Source organism: Streptomyces sp. NPDC015144 (assembly GCF_043079735.1).
Classification (GTDB): Bacteria; Actinomycetota; Actinomycetes; order Streptomycetales; family Streptomycetaceae; genus Streptomyces.
Genome location: NZ_JBIBUU010000001.1, coordinates 322,449 through 338,799 on the forward strand (window position 1 = coordinate 322,449; position 16,351 = coordinate 338,799).

General features: G+C 70.8%; 17 protein-coding genes and 2 pseudogenes. 16 read left to right on the top strand and 3 right to left on the bottom strand.

Annotated features, from left to right (window positions below; translation table 11 throughout):
* Window positions 1-50 precede the first annotated feature (50 nt).
* Window positions 51-521 carry a hypothetical protein gene (locus ACF08W_RS01380; RefSeq protein WP_234357293.1) on the top strand — a complete coding sequence of 157 codons (471 nt, stop codon included), beginning with the start codon at window positions 51-53 and terminating at the stop codon, window positions 519-521.
* 129 nt (window positions 522-650) lie between these two features.
* On the opposite strand, the gene ACF08W_RS01385 is transcribed toward ACF08W_RS01380, so the two are convergent.
* A complete protein-coding gene (locus ACF08W_RS01385) occupies window positions 651-1,001 on the bottom strand; it encodes a hypothetical protein (protein WP_392277998.1) in 351 nt (116 codons plus the stop codon).
* 49 nt (window positions 1,002-1,050) lie between these two features.
* On the opposite strand from ACF08W_RS01385, the gene ACF08W_RS01390 reads away from it, so the two are divergent.
* From ACF08W_RS01390 to ACF08W_RS01420, 7 genes are all read left to right on the top strand, one after another.
* Complete coding sequence (locus ACF08W_RS01390; RefSeq protein ID WP_392277999.1) at window positions 1,051-1,881, top strand: GntR family transcriptional regulator; 831 nt, start codon at window positions 1,051-1,053, stop codon at window positions 1,879-1,881.
* Between the two features lie 31 nt (window positions 1,882-1,912).
* On the top strand, window positions 1,913-2,956 hold the full coding sequence (locus tag ACF08W_RS01395) for a helix-turn-helix transcriptional regulator (protein WP_392278000.1): 1,044 nt from the start codon (window positions 1,913-1,915) through the stop codon (window positions 2,954-2,956).
* 209 nt (window positions 2,957-3,165) lie between these two features.
* Window positions 3,166-4,215, top strand: a complete 1,050-nt coding sequence (locus tag ACF08W_RS01400; protein ID WP_392278001.1) for an ABC transporter substrate-binding protein — start codon at window positions 3,166-3,168, stop codon at window positions 4,213-4,215.
* 29 nt (window positions 4,216-4,244) lie between these two features.
* Complete coding sequence (locus ACF08W_RS01405; protein ID WP_392278002.1) at window positions 4,245-5,378, top strand: FecCD family ABC transporter permease; 1,134 nt, start codon at window positions 4,245-4,247, stop codon at window positions 5,376-5,378.
* The gene (locus ACF08W_RS01410) at window positions 5,365-6,309 is read left to right on the top strand and encodes an ABC transporter ATP-binding protein (protein ID WP_392278003.1); all 945 of its coding nucleotides are present in this window, start codon (window positions 5,365-5,367) and stop codon (window positions 6,307-6,309) included. The genes ACF08W_RS01405 and ACF08W_RS01410 overlap by 14 nt, the downstream gene beginning before the upstream one ends.
* Window positions 6,306-7,688 carry an MFS transporter gene (locus tag ACF08W_RS01415; protein WP_392278004.1) on the top strand — a complete coding sequence of 461 codons (1,383 nt, stop codon included), beginning with the start codon at window positions 6,306-6,308 and terminating at the stop codon, window positions 7,686-7,688. Before ACF08W_RS01410 ends, ACF08W_RS01415 begins: the two co-directional genes overlap by 4 nt.
* A gap of 532 nt (window positions 7,689-8,220) precedes the next feature.
* The gene (locus ACF08W_RS01420; RefSeq protein ID WP_385209191.1) at window positions 8,221-8,904 is read left to right on the top strand and encodes a hypothetical protein; all 684 of its coding nucleotides are present in this window, start codon (window positions 8,221-8,223) and stop codon (window positions 8,902-8,904) included.
* 82 nt (window positions 8,905-8,986) lie between these two features.
* On the opposite strand, the pseudogene ACF08W_RS01425 reads toward ACF08W_RS01420, so the two are convergent.
* Window positions 8,987-9,166 (bottom strand): annotated as a pseudogene (locus ACF08W_RS01425) (transposase family protein); the annotation flags it as partial.
* On the opposite strand from ACF08W_RS01425, the pseudogene ACF08W_RS01430 reads away from it, so the two are divergent.
* The 8 genes and pseudogenes from ACF08W_RS01430 to ACF08W_RS01465 form a co-directional block, all read left to right on the top strand.
* Window positions 9,160-9,279, top strand: a pseudogene (locus tag ACF08W_RS01430) (IS701 family transposase); the annotation flags it as partial. The pseudogenes ACF08W_RS01425 and ACF08W_RS01430 overlap by 7 nt on opposite strands.
* Window positions 9,280-9,549: 270 nt before the next feature.
* A complete protein-coding gene (locus ACF08W_RS01435; protein WP_385209194.1) occupies window positions 9,550-10,392 on the top strand; it encodes a CPBP family intramembrane glutamic endopeptidase in 843 nt (280 codons plus the stop codon).
* Window positions 10,389-11,714, top strand: coding sequence for a sensor histidine kinase (locus ACF08W_RS01440; protein ID WP_392278005.1), 1,326 nt, complete (start codon window positions 10,389-10,391; stop codon window positions 11,712-11,714). The genes ACF08W_RS01435 and ACF08W_RS01440 overlap by 4 nt, the downstream gene beginning before the upstream one ends.
* Entirely contained in the window at window positions 11,711-12,391 is a 681-nt protein-coding gene (locus ACF08W_RS01445; RefSeq protein ID WP_392278006.1) for a response regulator, read from the top strand. Before ACF08W_RS01440 ends, ACF08W_RS01445 begins: the two co-directional genes overlap by 4 nt.
* 557 nt (window positions 12,392-12,948) lie before the next feature.
* Entirely contained in the window at window positions 12,949-13,371 is a 423-nt protein-coding gene (locus ACF08W_RS01450; protein ID WP_392278007.1) for a hypothetical protein, read from the top strand.
* 38 nt (window positions 13,372-13,409) lie between these two features.
* Window positions 13,410-14,153 carry a transcriptional regulator gene (locus ACF08W_RS01455; protein WP_392278008.1) on the top strand — a complete coding sequence of 248 codons (744 nt, stop codon included), beginning with the start codon at window positions 13,410-13,412 and terminating at the stop codon, window positions 14,151-14,153.
* A gap of 38 nt (window positions 14,154-14,191) precedes the next feature.
* Window positions 14,192-14,656 (top strand): roadblock/LC7 domain-containing protein, encoded by a 465-nt coding sequence (locus ACF08W_RS01460; protein ID WP_392278009.1) that lies wholly within the window; start codon window positions 14,192-14,194, stop codon window positions 14,654-14,656.
* Window positions 14,657-14,750: 94 nt separating this feature from the next.
* Window positions 14,751-15,125, top strand: coding sequence for a hypothetical protein (locus ACF08W_RS01465; RefSeq protein ID WP_385209212.1), 375 nt, complete (start codon window positions 14,751-14,753; stop codon window positions 15,123-15,125).
* A gap of 235 nt (window positions 15,126-15,360) precedes the next feature.
* On the opposite strand, the gene ACF08W_RS01470 is transcribed toward ACF08W_RS01465, so the two are convergent.
* Complete coding sequence (locus ACF08W_RS01470; protein ID WP_392278010.1) at window positions 15,361-16,338, bottom strand: alpha/beta hydrolase; 978 nt, start codon at window positions 16,336-16,338, stop codon at window positions 15,361-15,363.
* Window positions 16,339-16,351: the final 13 nt, after the last annotated feature.

The window sequence follows — 16,351 nt, forward strand, 5'->3', positions numbered from 1 at the left end:
TGCGAAGCATCCGGCCGAGATTCCGGCACCGGCGTGAGGGAGGGGTCAGGATGTTCGGTTCGAAGAAGAAGCTCACCATCAACATGTTCAGTTCGCAGAAGAAGCTCAACGATGTGATGGCGCAGCTCAGGCCCGACCTGAGTCGGGAATCGCTCGGTGTCGGGCCCGATTTCCCGGGCGTCGCCCCGAACCCGCTCCTGAGCAGTGATGCACGGCAGCGCAATGCGGAACTGCGTACGGGGGCGCTTGCGCTCGGCGTTCTCGTCGACTGGCGGGAGGTCAACAGCAACCCGCGCGTGGTCTTGATGTTCGACGTGGAGACCGCCGGCGGCCGCTCGTTCCGCGGTATCGCAGACGAAGACCTCACGATCACCGAGCTCACCCGACTCGCCCCAGGACAGACGTTGCCCGTGCGCTACCGGCCGGCCGTCAGGGACCACTACGTCGCCCTTGCCCGAGACGCGGACCCCGCCCACGTGCAGCGGCTCTCCGAGGAGATCGCGAGCCGCAAGCGGACCTGACCCGAAGCCATTGGCCGGATCCCTGCACCGTCATCACGGTCCGCTGCGTGATCCGACGCGCCTGGACCCTCTACCGCTGGAACACCCGCCCGCGAAACCCACGCATCCGATCACCTACTGGCGGACGCCCTAAGCCGGATCGTACTCAGGCCGCGGTCCGGCCTCTCCGTCCGCATGCGGACCGACGCCGTGCAGGACCTCCAGGACGTGGCCTTCCCACCACAACGCCTTCTCCCGCGCGCGCCCCGGAAGCGCCGCGTCCAGCAGCGACACCGGCGGCAGAGGAGGCCGCACCGGGCTGTTCAGTACCTCGAAGTCCTCATCACCCAGCAGCACTGCCAGCGGGACGTCCCGCAGCGAGTCGTCTTCATCGGTCAGCGTCACCGCACGAGCGGACACCGCGAGCACCGCCTGGACCTGGCCGGCGAACCGCACCCGATCGCCCACACCGACCGTTGCCGGCCTCGACGGCTTGCGCATCTGGCTCCCATCGCCGTGCATGCCCGTCCTCGGCCGAAGAGGCGCGGGCATGGCAGCAGGCAATGCTGCGGGAGCCGACGACGACATCCGCGCAGTGCGCCGGTGGGTACGGCTCTCGCGCACCGAGCCGGGCACCCACCTGCCCGTGCCGGCCGAGATCGCCGCCGACCTCCGGCTGTCCAGGGACACGGTCCGGGCCGCGCTGGAGCGGCTCGCCGCCGAGGGGACGGTGACCCTCTACGAGGGCTACCGCCTCTACAGCGTCGGCACCACGACACCGACAGAACGTACCTACCGGCTCCTGCGCACCGCGATCCACCGCAGCTACGAGCCCGGCGAACGGTTCATGACCCGTTACGACATCGGCCAGCGCTTCGACATCGGCGGCAAGGAAGCCGCGGCCGTCGTACGCCAGCCGATCGCCGAGGGGCTGCTCACCGGGCCGCGCGGGCAGTACGTCAACGCCTTCAGCCCCCAGCAGCAGCGCCGGCAGGTGCAACAGCTGCGCGAGCGCGCCGGCCGGCTGCGCCGCGAGGCCCTCGAACTGATATGGACGGCATGGGAGAGATCGAGCAGGAACTCCCCGCCGGAGGCGACGCCCAGCCGACGTGACCGCCCCCGGTCCAGTGCCACACGCCAGGCCTCACGCTGTGAGCCCAGGGGGTGCTGCTCGGGTATCGTCCGGGTCGGCTGCAGTCCCGGTGCTGCAAAGACGGGCGCGACCGGGTTCCCGTCGCTTGCGCCCGTACCAATGCCCATCCCCGCCGGCGGTCGCCCGATCGAACCCCGACGCGGGTGTCGCCCTCACCCGGCTCGGCTCGAACGGGTTGGTCCCTTCCACCTGCCGCCCAGGCCAGTAAGGGTACCCTTACTTCAGTAGGTGATCGTTTCCTCGTGACCCGGGGTGAGGCATGGCAGGCCGGTTTTCGGTTACTTCCGCGCGGGGGTTCGCGGATCTGGAGCGGCAGTACCGCGCGTTCTACGCGGCCGTCGCGGAGCGGCGGGAGCTCGGGGGCGGGGCGGTGGTGCACGAGCTGCGGCCCGAGGTGGGGGAGGGGCGCATCACGGTGTACGAGTTGCTCGAAGGGGTCACGCTCACCCTGTACGACGTGGAGTTCCACGACGAACTCGTCCTCGACTTCGACCTGGGCGGGGAGTACTTCGAGCTGGAGTACTGCGTCGACGGCCTGATGCTGCTGGAGGAGGCGGGCACGGGGACGTCGGTCTTCGGGGCGGGGCAGCTGTCCATCTCGCACTCCCGGGCGTCGGCCGGGCGGCTGACGCGGCCGGCCGGGCAGCGCTATCGGGGGGTGTCGGTCGCGGCCGAGCGGGCGGCGACCACCGCGTTCTTCGGGAGCGTCGGGGCCGGGGCCTGGCAGGAGAGCGTGGAGGGGATGCCGGCCGCCGAGCGGGACGCGCACTATCTCGGCCGTCAGGCCCCGCCCGAACTGGCCGCCGCCTTCGGGGACCTGTTCCTGTGCACGCTGCCCGTCCGCTTCCGGGCGCTCTACTACGAGGCGAAGGTCATGGAGGTCCTCGCCCGGATCGTCTCCCGCGACGACGTCCCGCGCGGACCGGCTCAACCGCCGCTCGCGGAGTACGAGATCGAGCGCATCCGGACGGTGCCGGCGCTGCTGATGGAGAACCTGCATGAACAGCACACCGGCGAATCCCTCGCCCGTGCCCTGCGGATGAACCCCAAGCGGCTCAGCCACGGGTTCAAGCAGCTCTACGGCGACACGATCTTCAGCCATCACCGCAACGAGTGCCTGCGCCGGGCCTCGCTGCTGCTGGTGGAGACCGATCTCAGCGTGGCCGCGATCGCGCTGCGGGTCGGCTACTCCAGCCCCAGCAACTTCTGTTACGCGTTCAAGAAGAGGTTCGGGCGGACCCCGCGGCAGTACCGGGTCGGGCGGAGGAGCGGCGCGGGTGGCCGGGGCGCGGACGCGGCGTAGCGCCATGGCCGTGCGGTGACGCGGCGGCGCGGCGGGAGGGGGTGCGCCGTTGGTGCTGCGGGTGCCCTGAGTGTCGTGAGTGGCTTCGGTGGTGTCGGCGTCGGGGCGTTCGCTCCATATTTCGAGGGACCGCGCTCCGTACGAATTCCGCTTTCGTCCGTTTCAGCATGGGCCCGTGGCCGTTGCCACGCCCGGCTCGAAAGGACATCGTGAACGTCTCCCCGATACGCGTCTGCGCCGCGCTCGCCGCCGGTGCGGCCCTGCTGCTCAGCGGCTGTGCGGCCCCGGCGGAACCCGCCGGGCGCACCGGCGCCGCGGCGCCGTCCGGTCACTACCCCGTCACCCTCGACGTCGTCGACGACTCGGGCGGGAAGATCACCCAGACCGTGGAGAAGAGCCCGGAGCGGGTGGTGGTCATCGGGCAGGCGCTCGCCGAGCTGATGATCGAGTTCGGTCTGGAGGACCGGATCGTGGGCGTCGGCTATCTCGACAACTCCTACTCGTCGGCCTACGCGGACCGGATCGGGAAGCTGCCGAAGATCTCCGACCAGCTGCCCTCCAAGGAGGCGGTCCTCGAACGCCGGCCCGACCTCGTGCTGACCATGTCGTTCGCGCTGAAGCCCGACAAGATCGGCGAGGTCCCGTTCTGGAACGCCCGGGGCGTGGCGGTGCTGCCCGCCGTCAACTACACCGTGGGCCGGGACCTGGACAGCTACTTCGAGGACGTGCGCCACGTCGGCGAGGCCTTCGGGGTGACGAAGCGGACCGGGGCCCACATCGCCGAGCAGAAGGGCAGGATCGCCGCCATCGCGAAGACGGTGGAGGCGGCGGGGAAGGAGGGAAAGGCCCGGGGCTCGCGGAGGTCCGGGGGCTCGCCGAGGGTGCTGCTGGTCGCCAGCGGCGGGCGGGACACGTACGACTACTACTCGCCCTCGCTCGGACTCGTGGACGAGATGGTGAACGGGGCGGGCGGCACGTACCTGGAGCTGACCCGGGACACCTACGCGCAGCTCTCGCTCGAATCGATCATCGCGGCCGACCCGGACAAGATCGTCGTGACGGAGTTCCAGAAGTCCGACGCGGAGAAGTCCCGCAACCGGCTGCTGCGCGACCCCCGGCTGAGGAACGTCACCGCGATCCGGAACGGCGACGTGATGACCGCCGACTACACGACCTCGATCCGCGGTTCGCTGGCGCTCGCGGACCTCTGCGAGAAGATCGCGGCGTTCGTGCGTCCCGACCTCTTCCCCGCCGCATGAGCGCCTCCGGTACGCAGGTGCCCGGCCGCGTGTCCGATGCGGCGACCGGGGCCGACGCGGCAGGGGAGCCGCGGAGCGGCGGGCTCCGGAGCGGGCAGCTCCGGCGCGGCGGGCTGCGGAGCGTGCCGCTTCCCGTTCTGCTGGTCGTCCTTGGGCTCGCGCTGGGGGTCTCGGTCGTGGCCTCGGTCTCGATCGGACAGGTCGGCATCCCGCTGGGGGAGTCGTTCCGGATCCTGTCCGGCAGGCTGACCGGGACCGGCGCGGGCGGCGATCCGATGGCCGTGGACGTGGTCTGGAACATCCGTCTCCCGCGGGTGCTGCTGGCTGCCGTGGTCGGGACCGGGCTCGCGCTCTGCGGGACAGTCATGCAGGCGGCGTTGCAGAACCCGCTCGCGGACCCGTTCGTCCTCGGCATCTCCTCCGGCGCCTCCTTCGGCGCGGCCTTCTCCCTCCTCGTGGGGTTCGGGGCGGCCGGGGCGCTCGGCGGGGCCGGCGGGTTCGGCGTGCCGTTCTGGGCGTTTCTCGGGGCGCTCGGGGCGGCGGCGCTCGTGCTCGGCGCCGGGAGCGTCGGTTCGCGCACGTCGCCGGTCAAGCTCATCCTCGCCGGGACCGCGGTCAACGCCCTGTGCAGCGCCGCCTCCAGTGCGCTCGTCTACTTCGCCAACAGCGCCGAGGGCATCCGCTCGGTCACCTTCTGGACCATGGGCAGCCTCGCCTCCGCCGCGTGGGACTCCCTGCTGGTCGTCTCCGGGGTCGTCCTGGCTGCCACGGTCTTCTTCCTCCTCCAGGGCCGGGTGATGAACTCGATGCTGGTCGGGGACGAGGCCGCCGTCACGCTGGGGATCAGCCCCAGGCTGTTCCGGCGCGTATATCTGGTCGTCGCCGCCCTGGCCACGGGGGTGCTCGTCGCCTGCTGCGGAATCATCGGCTTCGTGGGCCTGATCGTGCCGCACATCGCACGCAGCGCCGTGGGCCCCGATCACCGCAGGCTGCTGCCGGTCAGCGTGCTGTGCGGAGCCTTGTTCCTCGTCTGGGCGGACGTCGTCGCCCGGGTCGCCGTCCCGAACGCCGAACTGCCGATCGGCATCGTCACCTCGGTCCTCGGCGCCCCCCTGTTCATGTACATGCTTATCCGGAAGGAGTACGGCTTTGGCAGCGCGTGACGCGGGGGCGACCGCGGCCCCGGGGCAGGGCGTGGGACTGCGCGCGGAGCGCGTGTCGGTGCGGCTCGGCGGGACCCCGGTCGTCCACGATCTGACCCTGCGGGTCGCCGCCGGCGCCTTCGTGGGGGTCGTCGGCCCGAACGGCTGCGGCAAGTCCACGTTCCTCAGAAGCGTCTACAAGGCCGTCCGGCCGCACTCCGGAACGGTGACGCTGGGGGAGCTGGACGTCCTGGCGAGCCGGCCGGGCGCCGTCTTCACCGAACTCGCCGTCGTCGGCCAGTTCAACGAGCTGAGCTTCGACTTCACCGTCGCGGAGATTGTCGCGATGGGCCGCACACCGCACAAACGCCTGCTGGAGACCACCGGCCCGCACGACCGGGCGATCGTGGCAGAGGCGTTGCGCCGGGTCCGGATGGACGGGCACGCCGACCGCGCCTACCAGTCGCTCTCCGGCGGCGAGAAGCAGCGTGTCGTCCTCGCGCGGGCCCTCGCCCAGGAGCCCGGCTTCCTCATCCTCGACGAGCCGACCAACCACCTCGACATCAAGTACCAGTTGCAGATCCTCTCCCTGGTCGGGCAGCTCGGCATCGGGGTGCTCGCGGCCCTGCACGACCTGACGATGGCGGCCCGCTACTGCGACGAGCTGTACGTCCTCAAGGACGGCTCCGTGGTGACCCACGGGCCGCCCGAGGAGATCCTCACGCCCGAACTCGTCCGCGCGGTCTACGAGGTCGAGTGCGAGACGTACCGGAACCCGGTGACGGGGGAACTCGCCCTCGCCTTCCTCGACGGCCCCCGGCGACGACGGCCGCGCCCGTCGCGGGTGTCGTACCCGCCGTCTCCGTCGTCGCCCTTGTCCTCCTCGTCCCCGTCGCGCCCGTCGGAAGGGCCGACCGGCACGGCGATTCCGCGGAAAGGGAGGCGGCCGTGAAGACGCGTCACCGGATGCCCCTCGTCGTCTCCTGTCTCGCCACCTTCCTGCTGCTGGCGTACGCCACGATCGTGACGGTGGCCATCCCCGCCGTCGCCGACGGGCTGCACACCGGCTTCGCCGCCCTGCAATGGGTCGTCGACGCGTACACCCTCGCGCTCGCCGCGCTCCTCGTCGTGGCTGGCGCGGTCGGGGACGTCCTGGGGCGGCGCCGGGTCTTCGTCACCGGGTTCGTCCTCTTCACGCTCGCCTCGCTGGCCTGCGGGCTCGCTCCGGACGTCGTCGCCCTGACCGCGTTCCGCGGCGTCCAGGGCGTCGGCGGGGCGGCGATGTTCGCTACCACGCTCCCGCTCATCCGGGCCTCCTACAGCGGTCGGGAGCAGCAACGGGCCTTCGCGGTCTGGGGAGCAGTGGCCGGGCTCGCGGCGGCCGTCGGCAATGTGTCGGGCGGGCTGCTGGCCGAGGCGCTGGGGTGGCGGTCGATCTTCCTCCTGGCCGTCGTGCCGGGCGCGCTGGGCGTGGTTCTGGCCGTGCGCTTCCTCCCCCGCGACCCGGAGCGCGACGCCCGCCGCGTCGATCTCGCGGGCGCCGTGCTGCTCGGCGCCGGGCTCGCGGCCCTGGTGGTCGCCGCGCTGCTGTACGGCGAACACGGCGCGGGCCCGGGGCCGACGGCGGCGGCGCTGGTCGCCTGCGTGTGCGGCGTCGCCTTCGTCGGGTGCGAACGCCGTGTCCCCGACCCGCTCGTCGACCTGGCGCTCTTCCGCCACCCGCGGTTCCTCGCCGTGGTCGCGGTGGCGTTCGGCTACTACTTCGCCGCGTTCGGGCCGCTGACCGTGCTGTCGTCCTGGTTCCAGGACGCCGCCGGGCTCGACGCCGTGCGGACGTCCCTGCTGCTGTCCGTGCAGCCCGTCGTCTTCTTTGTTGTCTCGGCGCTGTGCGGCGCCGCGCTCCAACGCGCCCCGCTGTGGCTGCCGCTCGGCGTCGGCACCGCGCTCTGCGCCGTCGGCTGCCTGAGTTTCCTGCTGCTCGGTCTCGTGTACGGGCCGGTGGCGCTGGTGCCGTCGCTGGTGCTGACCGGCGTGGGCGCGGGCATGGTCTCCCCGGTGCTGGCGCCGGCCGCCATGCGGGACGCCGACCCGGCCCGGGCGGGGGTGGCATCCGCCGTGTCCAACACCGCCCGGCAGGTGGGTCTGGCCGTGGGGGTCGCGGTGTGCGGGGGGCTGTTCGTCGGGCTGCCGGCCCCGGACAGGGCCGTGTACACCCGGATGTTCGGCGAGGTCGCCGCGGTCGCGACGTCGGTGGGCCTGGCCAGCGCGGCGCTCGCGGTCGTGCTGCTGCGGCGGGGCCGGGCGCGCACGGCTGACGGCGGGGACGCATGAGGCCGGCACGGCGCCTTCACCCGGCTTCCGCCGTCCGCCGCCCGGTGCGTGCAACCGCTGTATGCCGTACCGCCTCGACCGCGACGTCCTCCGGCCGTGCGCCTCGAACCGGGACAGTGGCCCCGCTGGCAGCTCAACTACCGTTTCAGTAGCCCGACGGGGATACGCGGTCGGTCCCGAACTGCGCTACTACCGAGCATTCCGCGACCGTTGGCCCGACCTGACCGCCTGGTTCGCTGAACCACTGGTCGAGCGAGTGGGGCGACTGCCCGCGAGTCCGCGACGGCTCGGCGTTCCTCGATTCGCACAAGGCCCGGCCCTATCTGACGTATCTGGGTCTGTGCGGGTACGCGACGTTCGACGAGTGCGAGGTGGAGGGGATCAGCGCCATGGGTGAGGGCCTCTTCGAGCTGGCGGCCACCCGAGCCTCCTCGCCTTCACCCCGATCACAGATCGATCGGACGAAGTGAGAACGCTTCAGCTTGTCGTTTAACGTCCGGCTTCGAACAGGTGCGCCCCGAGGTGGCAGGCTGTGATCGTGAAGATCGTGAGGGACGACCACCCGAGGCCGCTGTCGACGTGCTGGCTCTACTGGATCGCCGTGCCGACCGGGGACCAGGGAGGAGTCATGGCGTCCCTGGGCCTCACCCGACCTGCCCCTGTGACGTTCGCCGAGGCCGAGGCTGTGATCGACGAGGACGGACACGGAGGGGCTGAGGAGAATCCGGACGGGATGGCCCGGGTGTACGTGAGTCCCGAGATTGACGGATGGACTCTGGTGATCGGCCCGTGGTGCGATCCGTGCGACAGCGACAGAAGCGACGAGGTCCTGCGACTGTGTGTCGACCTCAGCTCCCGCTACGGAGTGGCGCAGGCGTACTACTTCGGTATACAGGGCGACGGCTCGGCGTGGCTGATCGCGGAGGACGGAGTTGTGGTGCGGCGGTACTGCGAGACCGGAGAGGTCGACGACGGACTTTTCACGCTGGGACAACCCCTTGTGCAGGAACAGGCCGAACGCGAGCGGATGGGCCTGCCGGCCGCCTGTGCCGAGAGCGCACGCAACGACGATGCCGAGGAGGAGTGGAAGTGGCGAGCGTTCGACATGGCCCCCGAGATCGCCTCGGCCCTGGGCGTCAGTCCACTCGCGCTGACCGCAGCGATGCGAGTGCGCGGCGTCGGCGTTCTTGCGGAGACACCTGTTCCGGCGCACTGATACGTTCAGCGCGACTTCGAGCATCAGCTCCCCGAGCGCATGGGTACTGGCGGCAAGTCGTCGACGACGCGGCGCAGCGCGGCAACGGTCGGGTCCGCCGACGGATGAGGTCCGCCGCCGACTTCGAGACCCCCAACAGCGGCGCGAGCTGCCGCACGGTCAGGGTCGTGCGCCAGTAAGCCGCGACCAGCAGTGCCCGGTCCTCCAGCGGAAGACTCCGCGGCCGGCCCTTGGGAACGGCATCCGCACCCTGGCGCCGCAGAAAGCGTCGCCCACCCCGAAGAGCTCTCCTACTACATCGCCTACTGCCTCGACGGCACCCCCCTGGACGAGCTGATCCGCGTCGCCGGCAGCCGCCGGGCGATCGAGGAATGCCCGGCATGTCGGACGACTGGGGCGCCGGCAGGCCCGCCCCAGCGTTCTCCGTCCGGGTCGCCGAAGTTGTCCCGTACGAGCCCGGCGAGATCGGGTGCCTCTTCTGGGTGACGTCCCGCCCCTCTGTCCCCCGTGCGAGCTACAAGCGAGTGCCCACTGCACGGTGACGATTCCCCACCATCGAATCCGTAGTGTTCGAATCACCGCGGAACGCCGGGCCGCGGGCCGGAGAAGGAACCGGGGTCGGAACCGGCAAAGGGAGTCCACGTGTTGAGAGCCTGGAAGATAGTCCTGCAGGTAGTCGTCGTCTTTGCGGTCTACGCGGTGTGCGGCGGTCTCACCAACGGGGTGAAGGACAACCCCTGGCTCTCGCTCCTGGTGGGCGCCCTCACCGTGGCCGTGATGACCTTCGTCTACCGGTGGGCCGTGCGGCGCACCGAGAACCGCGAGGTGTCCGAACTGCGGGGGAAGGAAGCGACGAGCGCGACCTTCTGGGGCCTGGTCTTCGGCACGCTGATGTTCCTCTGCGTCATCGGCAACATCTACTTCCTCGGTGACTACGAGGTCCACGGCATCGACTCGGTGAGCGGGGCCATCGGGCTGATCGGCTTCATGGCGGCCGCCGCATCGACGGAGGAGATCATCTTCCGCGGACTGCTGTTCCGGCTGCTGGAACGCGGCACGGGCACATACATCGCCTTGGTACTGTCCGGCCTCGTGTTCGGCGCCATGCACCTCCTCAACGACGACGCCACCGTCGCCGGCGCCCTGGCCATCGCCATCGAGGCCGGCGCCATGCTCGCCGCCGGTTACGCCGCCACCCGCAACCTGTGGCTGCCGATGGGCGTGCACTTCGCCTGGAACTACATGGAGTCCGGCGTCTTCAGCACCCAGGTCTCGGGCAACGGCGACACCCACGGTCTGCTGGACGCCACCCTGTCGGGCAACCATCTGATCACGGGCGGCGAGTTCGGTCCCGAGGCGAGCATCTACTCGGTGGTCTTCGGCGCGCTGCTGACGGTCTGCTTCCTGGTCGTGGCCCACCGCCGCGGCAACATCGTCCCCCGGCGCCGCGTCGAGCGCGTCGACGCCCTCGCGGCGCTCGCCCGATGACAGACCAGCGATCCGCCGGTTCGCCGGAGCACTGGACGGACGGAGCCGGACACCGCGAGAGCGGTGCGGGGCACCGGTCGACCGGGCTCCGGCTCCGGCCGCTGGTGAACCGGGCCCGCCTGGACGGCATCCGACACCGTCTGGACAGCACCCGGAAGCGGCTCGGTGGAGTCTGGTACCGGCTGGACGTTGTCGTCCGGGACCTTCCCTTCGGGCTCTTCCTCCTGATCGGTTCCTTCCTCCCGGCGCTCCGCAGCAACGGAACGGTCATCGGGGGTGTCCCCGACCGCCCGCACGACGCGCTGGCCGTTGTGGTGATCATCCTCGAGACCCTGCCCCTGGCGGTGCGCCGGCGGTGGCCGGCCCTCTCCCTGGCCCTGGTGTCCTGCGGGTTCGCCGTCGACCAGCTCCTCGGCTACCACACCTTCGCGGCCACCGCGATGAGCATCGTGCTGGTGAGCACCGGCTCGCACCTGGAACGGCACCGCCGGAGCTTTGTGGCCGGCCTCACCGTGGCGTACGTGGCGCTGTCGGTGGGCCTGTCCCACCTCGGCACGGGCGAGACCGCCGCGGAGTTCACCACCTTCTACATGGCGCTGGGCCTGGCCTGGGGCGCCGGAAGCTGGCTGCGCACCACCCGGCAGGCGGAGGCCGAACGTCGAAAGCGGGTCGCGGTGGAGGCACGGAACGCCGAACGCACCCGGATAGCGAGGGAGTTGCACGACGTTGTGACCCATCATGTGACGGCGATGGTGGTGCAGGCGGAGGCCGCCCGCTATCTGACCGCCGCGCCCGAGCGGCTGGAGCAGTCCCTGAGCGCCGTCTCCGACGTCGGGCGCCGGGCGATCACCGATCTGCGGCACCTGCTGGACCTGCTCAACCCGGATCACGGCACCGGGAACGGCGGCGATGCCGCGGCCGAGCCGAGGACACCGGCCGTCGGCCGCGTCCTGACCCTCGTGGAGCAGACACGCCGGGCGGGCCAGCCGGTGGAGTTCACCGAGGAGGGCACCCCGCCGGAGTCCACCGGCAGTTCCGACCTCGTGGCCTACCGGGTGGTGCAGGAAGCACTCACCAACGCCCTCAAGTATGCTCACGGCAGCCGCACTTCGGTCACCGTTCGACACGGCGAGAGGGAGATCACCGTGGAGGTCAGCACGGACGGCACCGGATCACGGGCCGCCGCCGTCGGTGGCAGCGGACGGGGGCTGGCCGGTCTGCGCGAGCGGGTCGACGTGCTCGGCGGGGACTTCAGCGCGGGCGCCGTCGCGGGCGGCGACTTCGTCGTCCGGGCGCGGATACCGGCCGGGGGCCGCTCGTGAACACACCTTCGCCGTCCGGGTCCGCGCCGACCCGGGTGCTCGTCTGCGACGACCAGGCGCTGATCCGCATGGGCCTGGTCACCATCATCGACGCCCAGCCCGACATGGAGGTGGTGGGCGAGTGCGGTGACGGCCGGAAAGGAGTCGACCTCGCCCGCGAGCTCGACCCGGACGTCGTGGTCATGGACATCCGCATGCCGGTCCTTGACGGCCTCGAAGCCACCCGCCTGCTGGCGGGAGCCGGGGTCGCCCACCCCGTCAAGGTCCTCGTGGTCACCACGTTCAACCTCGACGAGTACGTCTACGAGGCGCTGCGCGCCGGAGCAAGCGGCTTCCTCCTCAAGGACGCCCCGCCCGACCACCTGCTGCACGGCATCCGCACGGTCGCCATGGGCGCGGCGCTCCTCGACCCCGAGGTCACCCGCCAGCTCGTCGGCCGGTACGCGACCCGCATCCGCCCCACCAACGGCGCCCCCGAGGACATTCCGCTCACCCCCCGCGAGCTGGAGGTGCTGAGGCTGATCGCGAACGGCCTGTCCAACAGCGAGATCGCCGCCGCCCTCGTCATCAGCCAGGAGACGGTGAAGACGTTCGTCTCCCGCATACTCGCCAAGCTGAACCTGCGCGACCGCGTCCAAGCGGTCGTCTACGCGTTCCGTCACGGCCTGGCGAGCTGAGCCTCACGGGCCTGGAAAACAACCGCGGGTGGGCCAGCAGCCACTTTTTGATGCCGGATGTCTTGGTGCGGTGCGTGGAAGCGCGGCTGGTCTCGTTCCTGTCCGCGGTGCCGTTCCGGTGCGGACCACGCGGACGTAGCTGCAGATGCCGCCGAGGCGGCGGTGGAGACGGGACTGCTCGGGTGGCTCGGACGGGGATCACGGGAGCCGCGCTGCTGGTGCTGCGCGCGTTCGACTGACCGGGCTCACGCCGGTGTGAGCCCGGTCAGCGCAATGGAGTCGGCTGCTCGCACAGGGGCTTTGAACTTGATCATGTTGTCGTGGCCGGGAAGCGCAGCACGAAGCAGCACATACTCGTAGTCAACGGGTACGCGCCCCCACTTGGCCCGACCGGTGCCGGAGACCTCTCGCGCTCGGAGGACGCCGCCCCCGCGCCGGGGCGCCCTTTACATGCCTCGGAGCATGTACCTATGGAAAATGCCAGAACTCCCGCCGGGGGCGAGCACTTTGCGTAGCCTCGGGGCACAGCCGTACGCCGCGTCGGGAGAGGAGTCCGCGTGCCCGGAATCGACGAGTGCTTACTCGAAGTCATGAGGCTGCCCGGTGCCCGCGGCGCCGCGGTGGTCGACTGGACGAGCGGTCTCGCCCTCGGCACCGTCGGCGACTCGCCCAACGGCGATCACGAGGCCGCCGCAGCGGAGACGGCCGAGGTGGCGAGAATGGCGGCCGAACAGCCCGCCTTCGCGCTGCCCGCTTCTGATCCCTCAACTTCTTCGAAACAAGGGGATGTTAAGGGCGCAGCGCCTCCGGTCGAGGATGTCATCGTCACCACCCGCGCCGGGTACCACATCCTCCGTTTCGTCGAGACGTCCTTCGACAGCAGTGTCTTCCTGCATCTGTGGCTCGACCGTGCGGAAGGCAATCTGGCTCTCGCCCGAATACGGCTGGGCGAGATGGCGGAGCGGCTGGTCCTGGCGTGAGAGCTACCGCCCCCGCACCAGCCACGGCTCTCTCCCCGATGCTGCAGCGTCTCGCCGCCGAACGCGCCACCGGCGCCCTGATACGCGACCGCGGCACCCTCTATCTCGCCGACGGCCAAGTGGTGCACGCCGAGAGCCCGGCGACACCCGGTATCGACGTCCTGCTCACCACGGGCGGCGCCCTGCACCGCGACGGCTGGTGGGACGCGGTCGCCCGGGCGGGCGCCGGGCAGCGCGTCGGCCGATATCTCGTGGACAGCGGATGGATACCGGGCGGGGCCCTGGAACTGTGCCATCTGGGCGCGTTGTACGACGCCGCGTTCTTCGCCCTGGCGCCCGCCCGTACTCCGGCCCGCTTCCGCTACGGGGTCTCCCACTGGATCGGCCCCGTCCGCCCCGTCCCCGTCGACGCCGTGCACCGCGAAACGCTCCGGCGCCGGGAACTACTGGACCGGATCTGGCCCAAAGCGGTGACCGACAGCGCCCCGCTCGTACGGGCCGCGCATCCGGTCGACGCCCCCGTTCCGCCCCGCCAACGCCGCGTACTCGATCTCGTGGACGGGGCACGTACCGCATCGGACATCGCCCAGGAGCTGGGCCGGTCGGCGTTCCACGTCCTGGTCGATCTCCGGCGGCTGGCAGCGGCCGGGCTGGTGGACGCGTTGCGGGAAACACCCGGCGCCACCGCTTCCACCTCCGGCCGGATCACGATTCCGGAGGTCACGGCCGACCCCGACGTCGCCCTGCTGCGTCGGCTCCGAGATGCATTGGAGGCTCTGTGATACGTGCACTCAGACAGCGTGCCGGGAGGAGACAGCTGATGGTGCCCGAGGCCGAAGCGCAGGATGTCCTGGCCGAGCTGCAGCGGTTGAGGGCCCGGGTTCCGCTTCTCTCCGGAGCCCTGGCGGCCAGTGCCGACGGTCTCGTCCTGGCCCACGACACCCCGGGAGTGGAGGCGGAGGGCGTCGCCGCACTGACCGCCGCCGCCCTCGGGGTAGCGATCCGGATGACGCAGGCCACCGGCAGGGGCGGATTCCGTGAACAACTCGTACGCGGCGAAGACGGCTACATCGCCACGTACGCCGCAGGCTCCAGTGCCGTCCTCACGCTGCTGGCCGAGGACCGGATCAATGTCGGCAGGCTCCATCTGGAAGGCCGCCGGGCCGGTATCCGCATCGGCGAACTGGTCGACGCCGCGCTGGACCGCGCGGCACAGCCCGCGCCTCCGGCCCACCCTCCCGGGCCGCGCGCCCCGCATCCCGGCCCACTGCCGCACCGCACGTAACGCCGCCCCCTGAAACGCCCCGGGCAGCAACGACCCCAGACACCTCATCAACGGATCCGGTCGCCTCGGCCGGCCAAGGAAAGGAAACGAGCACATGGCGAACACGGAAGCGTCACTGAAGGAAGCGATGTCGACCATCGAGGGCACCCTCGGTGTCGCCCTCGTCGACTACACCAGCGGCATGGCGCTGGGCACCCTCGGCGGCGGGAAGGACTTCAACCTGGAGGTCGCGGCAGCGGGCAACACCGACGTGGTGCGCGCCAAGCTCCGCACCATGGAGCACCTCGGCCTCCAGGACGAGATCGAAGACATCCTGATCACGCTCGGCGGCCAGTACCACCTGATCCGGCTGCTCAAGGCCCGGGGCATCAACGGCCTGTTCCTGTACCTGGTACTGGACTCCGGCCGCGCCAATCTGGCGATGGCCCGGCACCAGCTGAAGCGGATCGAGGCCGACCTGGAGGTCTGATCCGACGGCCGGGCCACAGCGGTGACGCCGCACCCCCGCGGTGACACGACGCCTCAGCGATGACGCCGTGCCCCACCGGGCGCGGCGTCGCCCGCTGCCGGCCCGGTCGTCCGGTACCCCTTTACCTGCTTGCCCGCAGGCCGCCCGTGCTCCGCCGGTCGAGGGCCGGTTTCGGAGTCATCCGAAACCGGCCCTCGGTCGTTCCTGGGGTCCGGTGGGGTACCGGTGTCCGCGATCAGCTGTCGTGCAGGGCCGTCCGCAGGGCGTCGATGGCGAGCTTGCGTGCCACGTTCGCGGCGCGGGTGTCACGGAGGCTGTCGAGGAGCAGGAAGTCGTGGACCATGCCGGCGACACGGACGGCGGTCACATCGACACCGGCCTCGCGCAGCTTGTTGGCGTACTTCTCGCCTTCGTCGCGAAGGACGTCGGCCTCGTCCGTGATGACCAGGGTGGTGGGCAGACCCCGGAGCTGATCGAGGGTCGACTGCAGAGGGGAGGCGTAGTGATCCTTCCGGTCGGCGGGATCGGTGGTGTAGGCGTCCCAGAACCACTTCATGCCGTCTCGGGTGAGGTAGTAGCCCTCGGCGAACTGCTGGTACGACGGCGTGTCGAAGTCGGCGTCGGTCACCGGGTAGAGCAGGACCTGGGCCTTCAGGTCGAGGCCGTCCTCACGCTCCTTGTTCATCAGCGCGAAGACGGCGGACATGCATCCGCCGACGGACTCGCCGGTGACCGCCACGCGGGAGGTGTCCATGCCGTGGTCGGAGCCGTTCTTGCGTACCCACTGACCCACCGCGTAGTTCTGCTCGACCTGTGTCGGGTACTTCGCCTCCGGCGCACGGTCGTACACGGGGAACACACCCACCGCGCCCGCGCCGACGACGAGCTCACGGAAGAGGCGGTCGTGGGTCTTGTCGTCGCCGAAGACCCACCCCGCCCCGTGGATGTAGACGATCACGGGCAGGGGGCCGGTGGCGCCCTTCGGCCGGATGATGCGGGTGCGGACCGTGCCCCACTCGCCCGCGTCCACCTCCACCCACTCCTCGTCGACCTCCGGCCGCGCCACTCCCTCGCCGCTCTGCAGCCCTGCGAGGATGTCGCGGCCCTGTTCCGGCGGCACCTCGTAGATGCGTGGGTGGGCGTCGGTGGCCTCGGCGAGTTCCTTCGCGGCCGGTTCCAGGTAGGGCGTGACGGGCGGCGGAAGCTGCGTCATGTGTGCTCCAGTG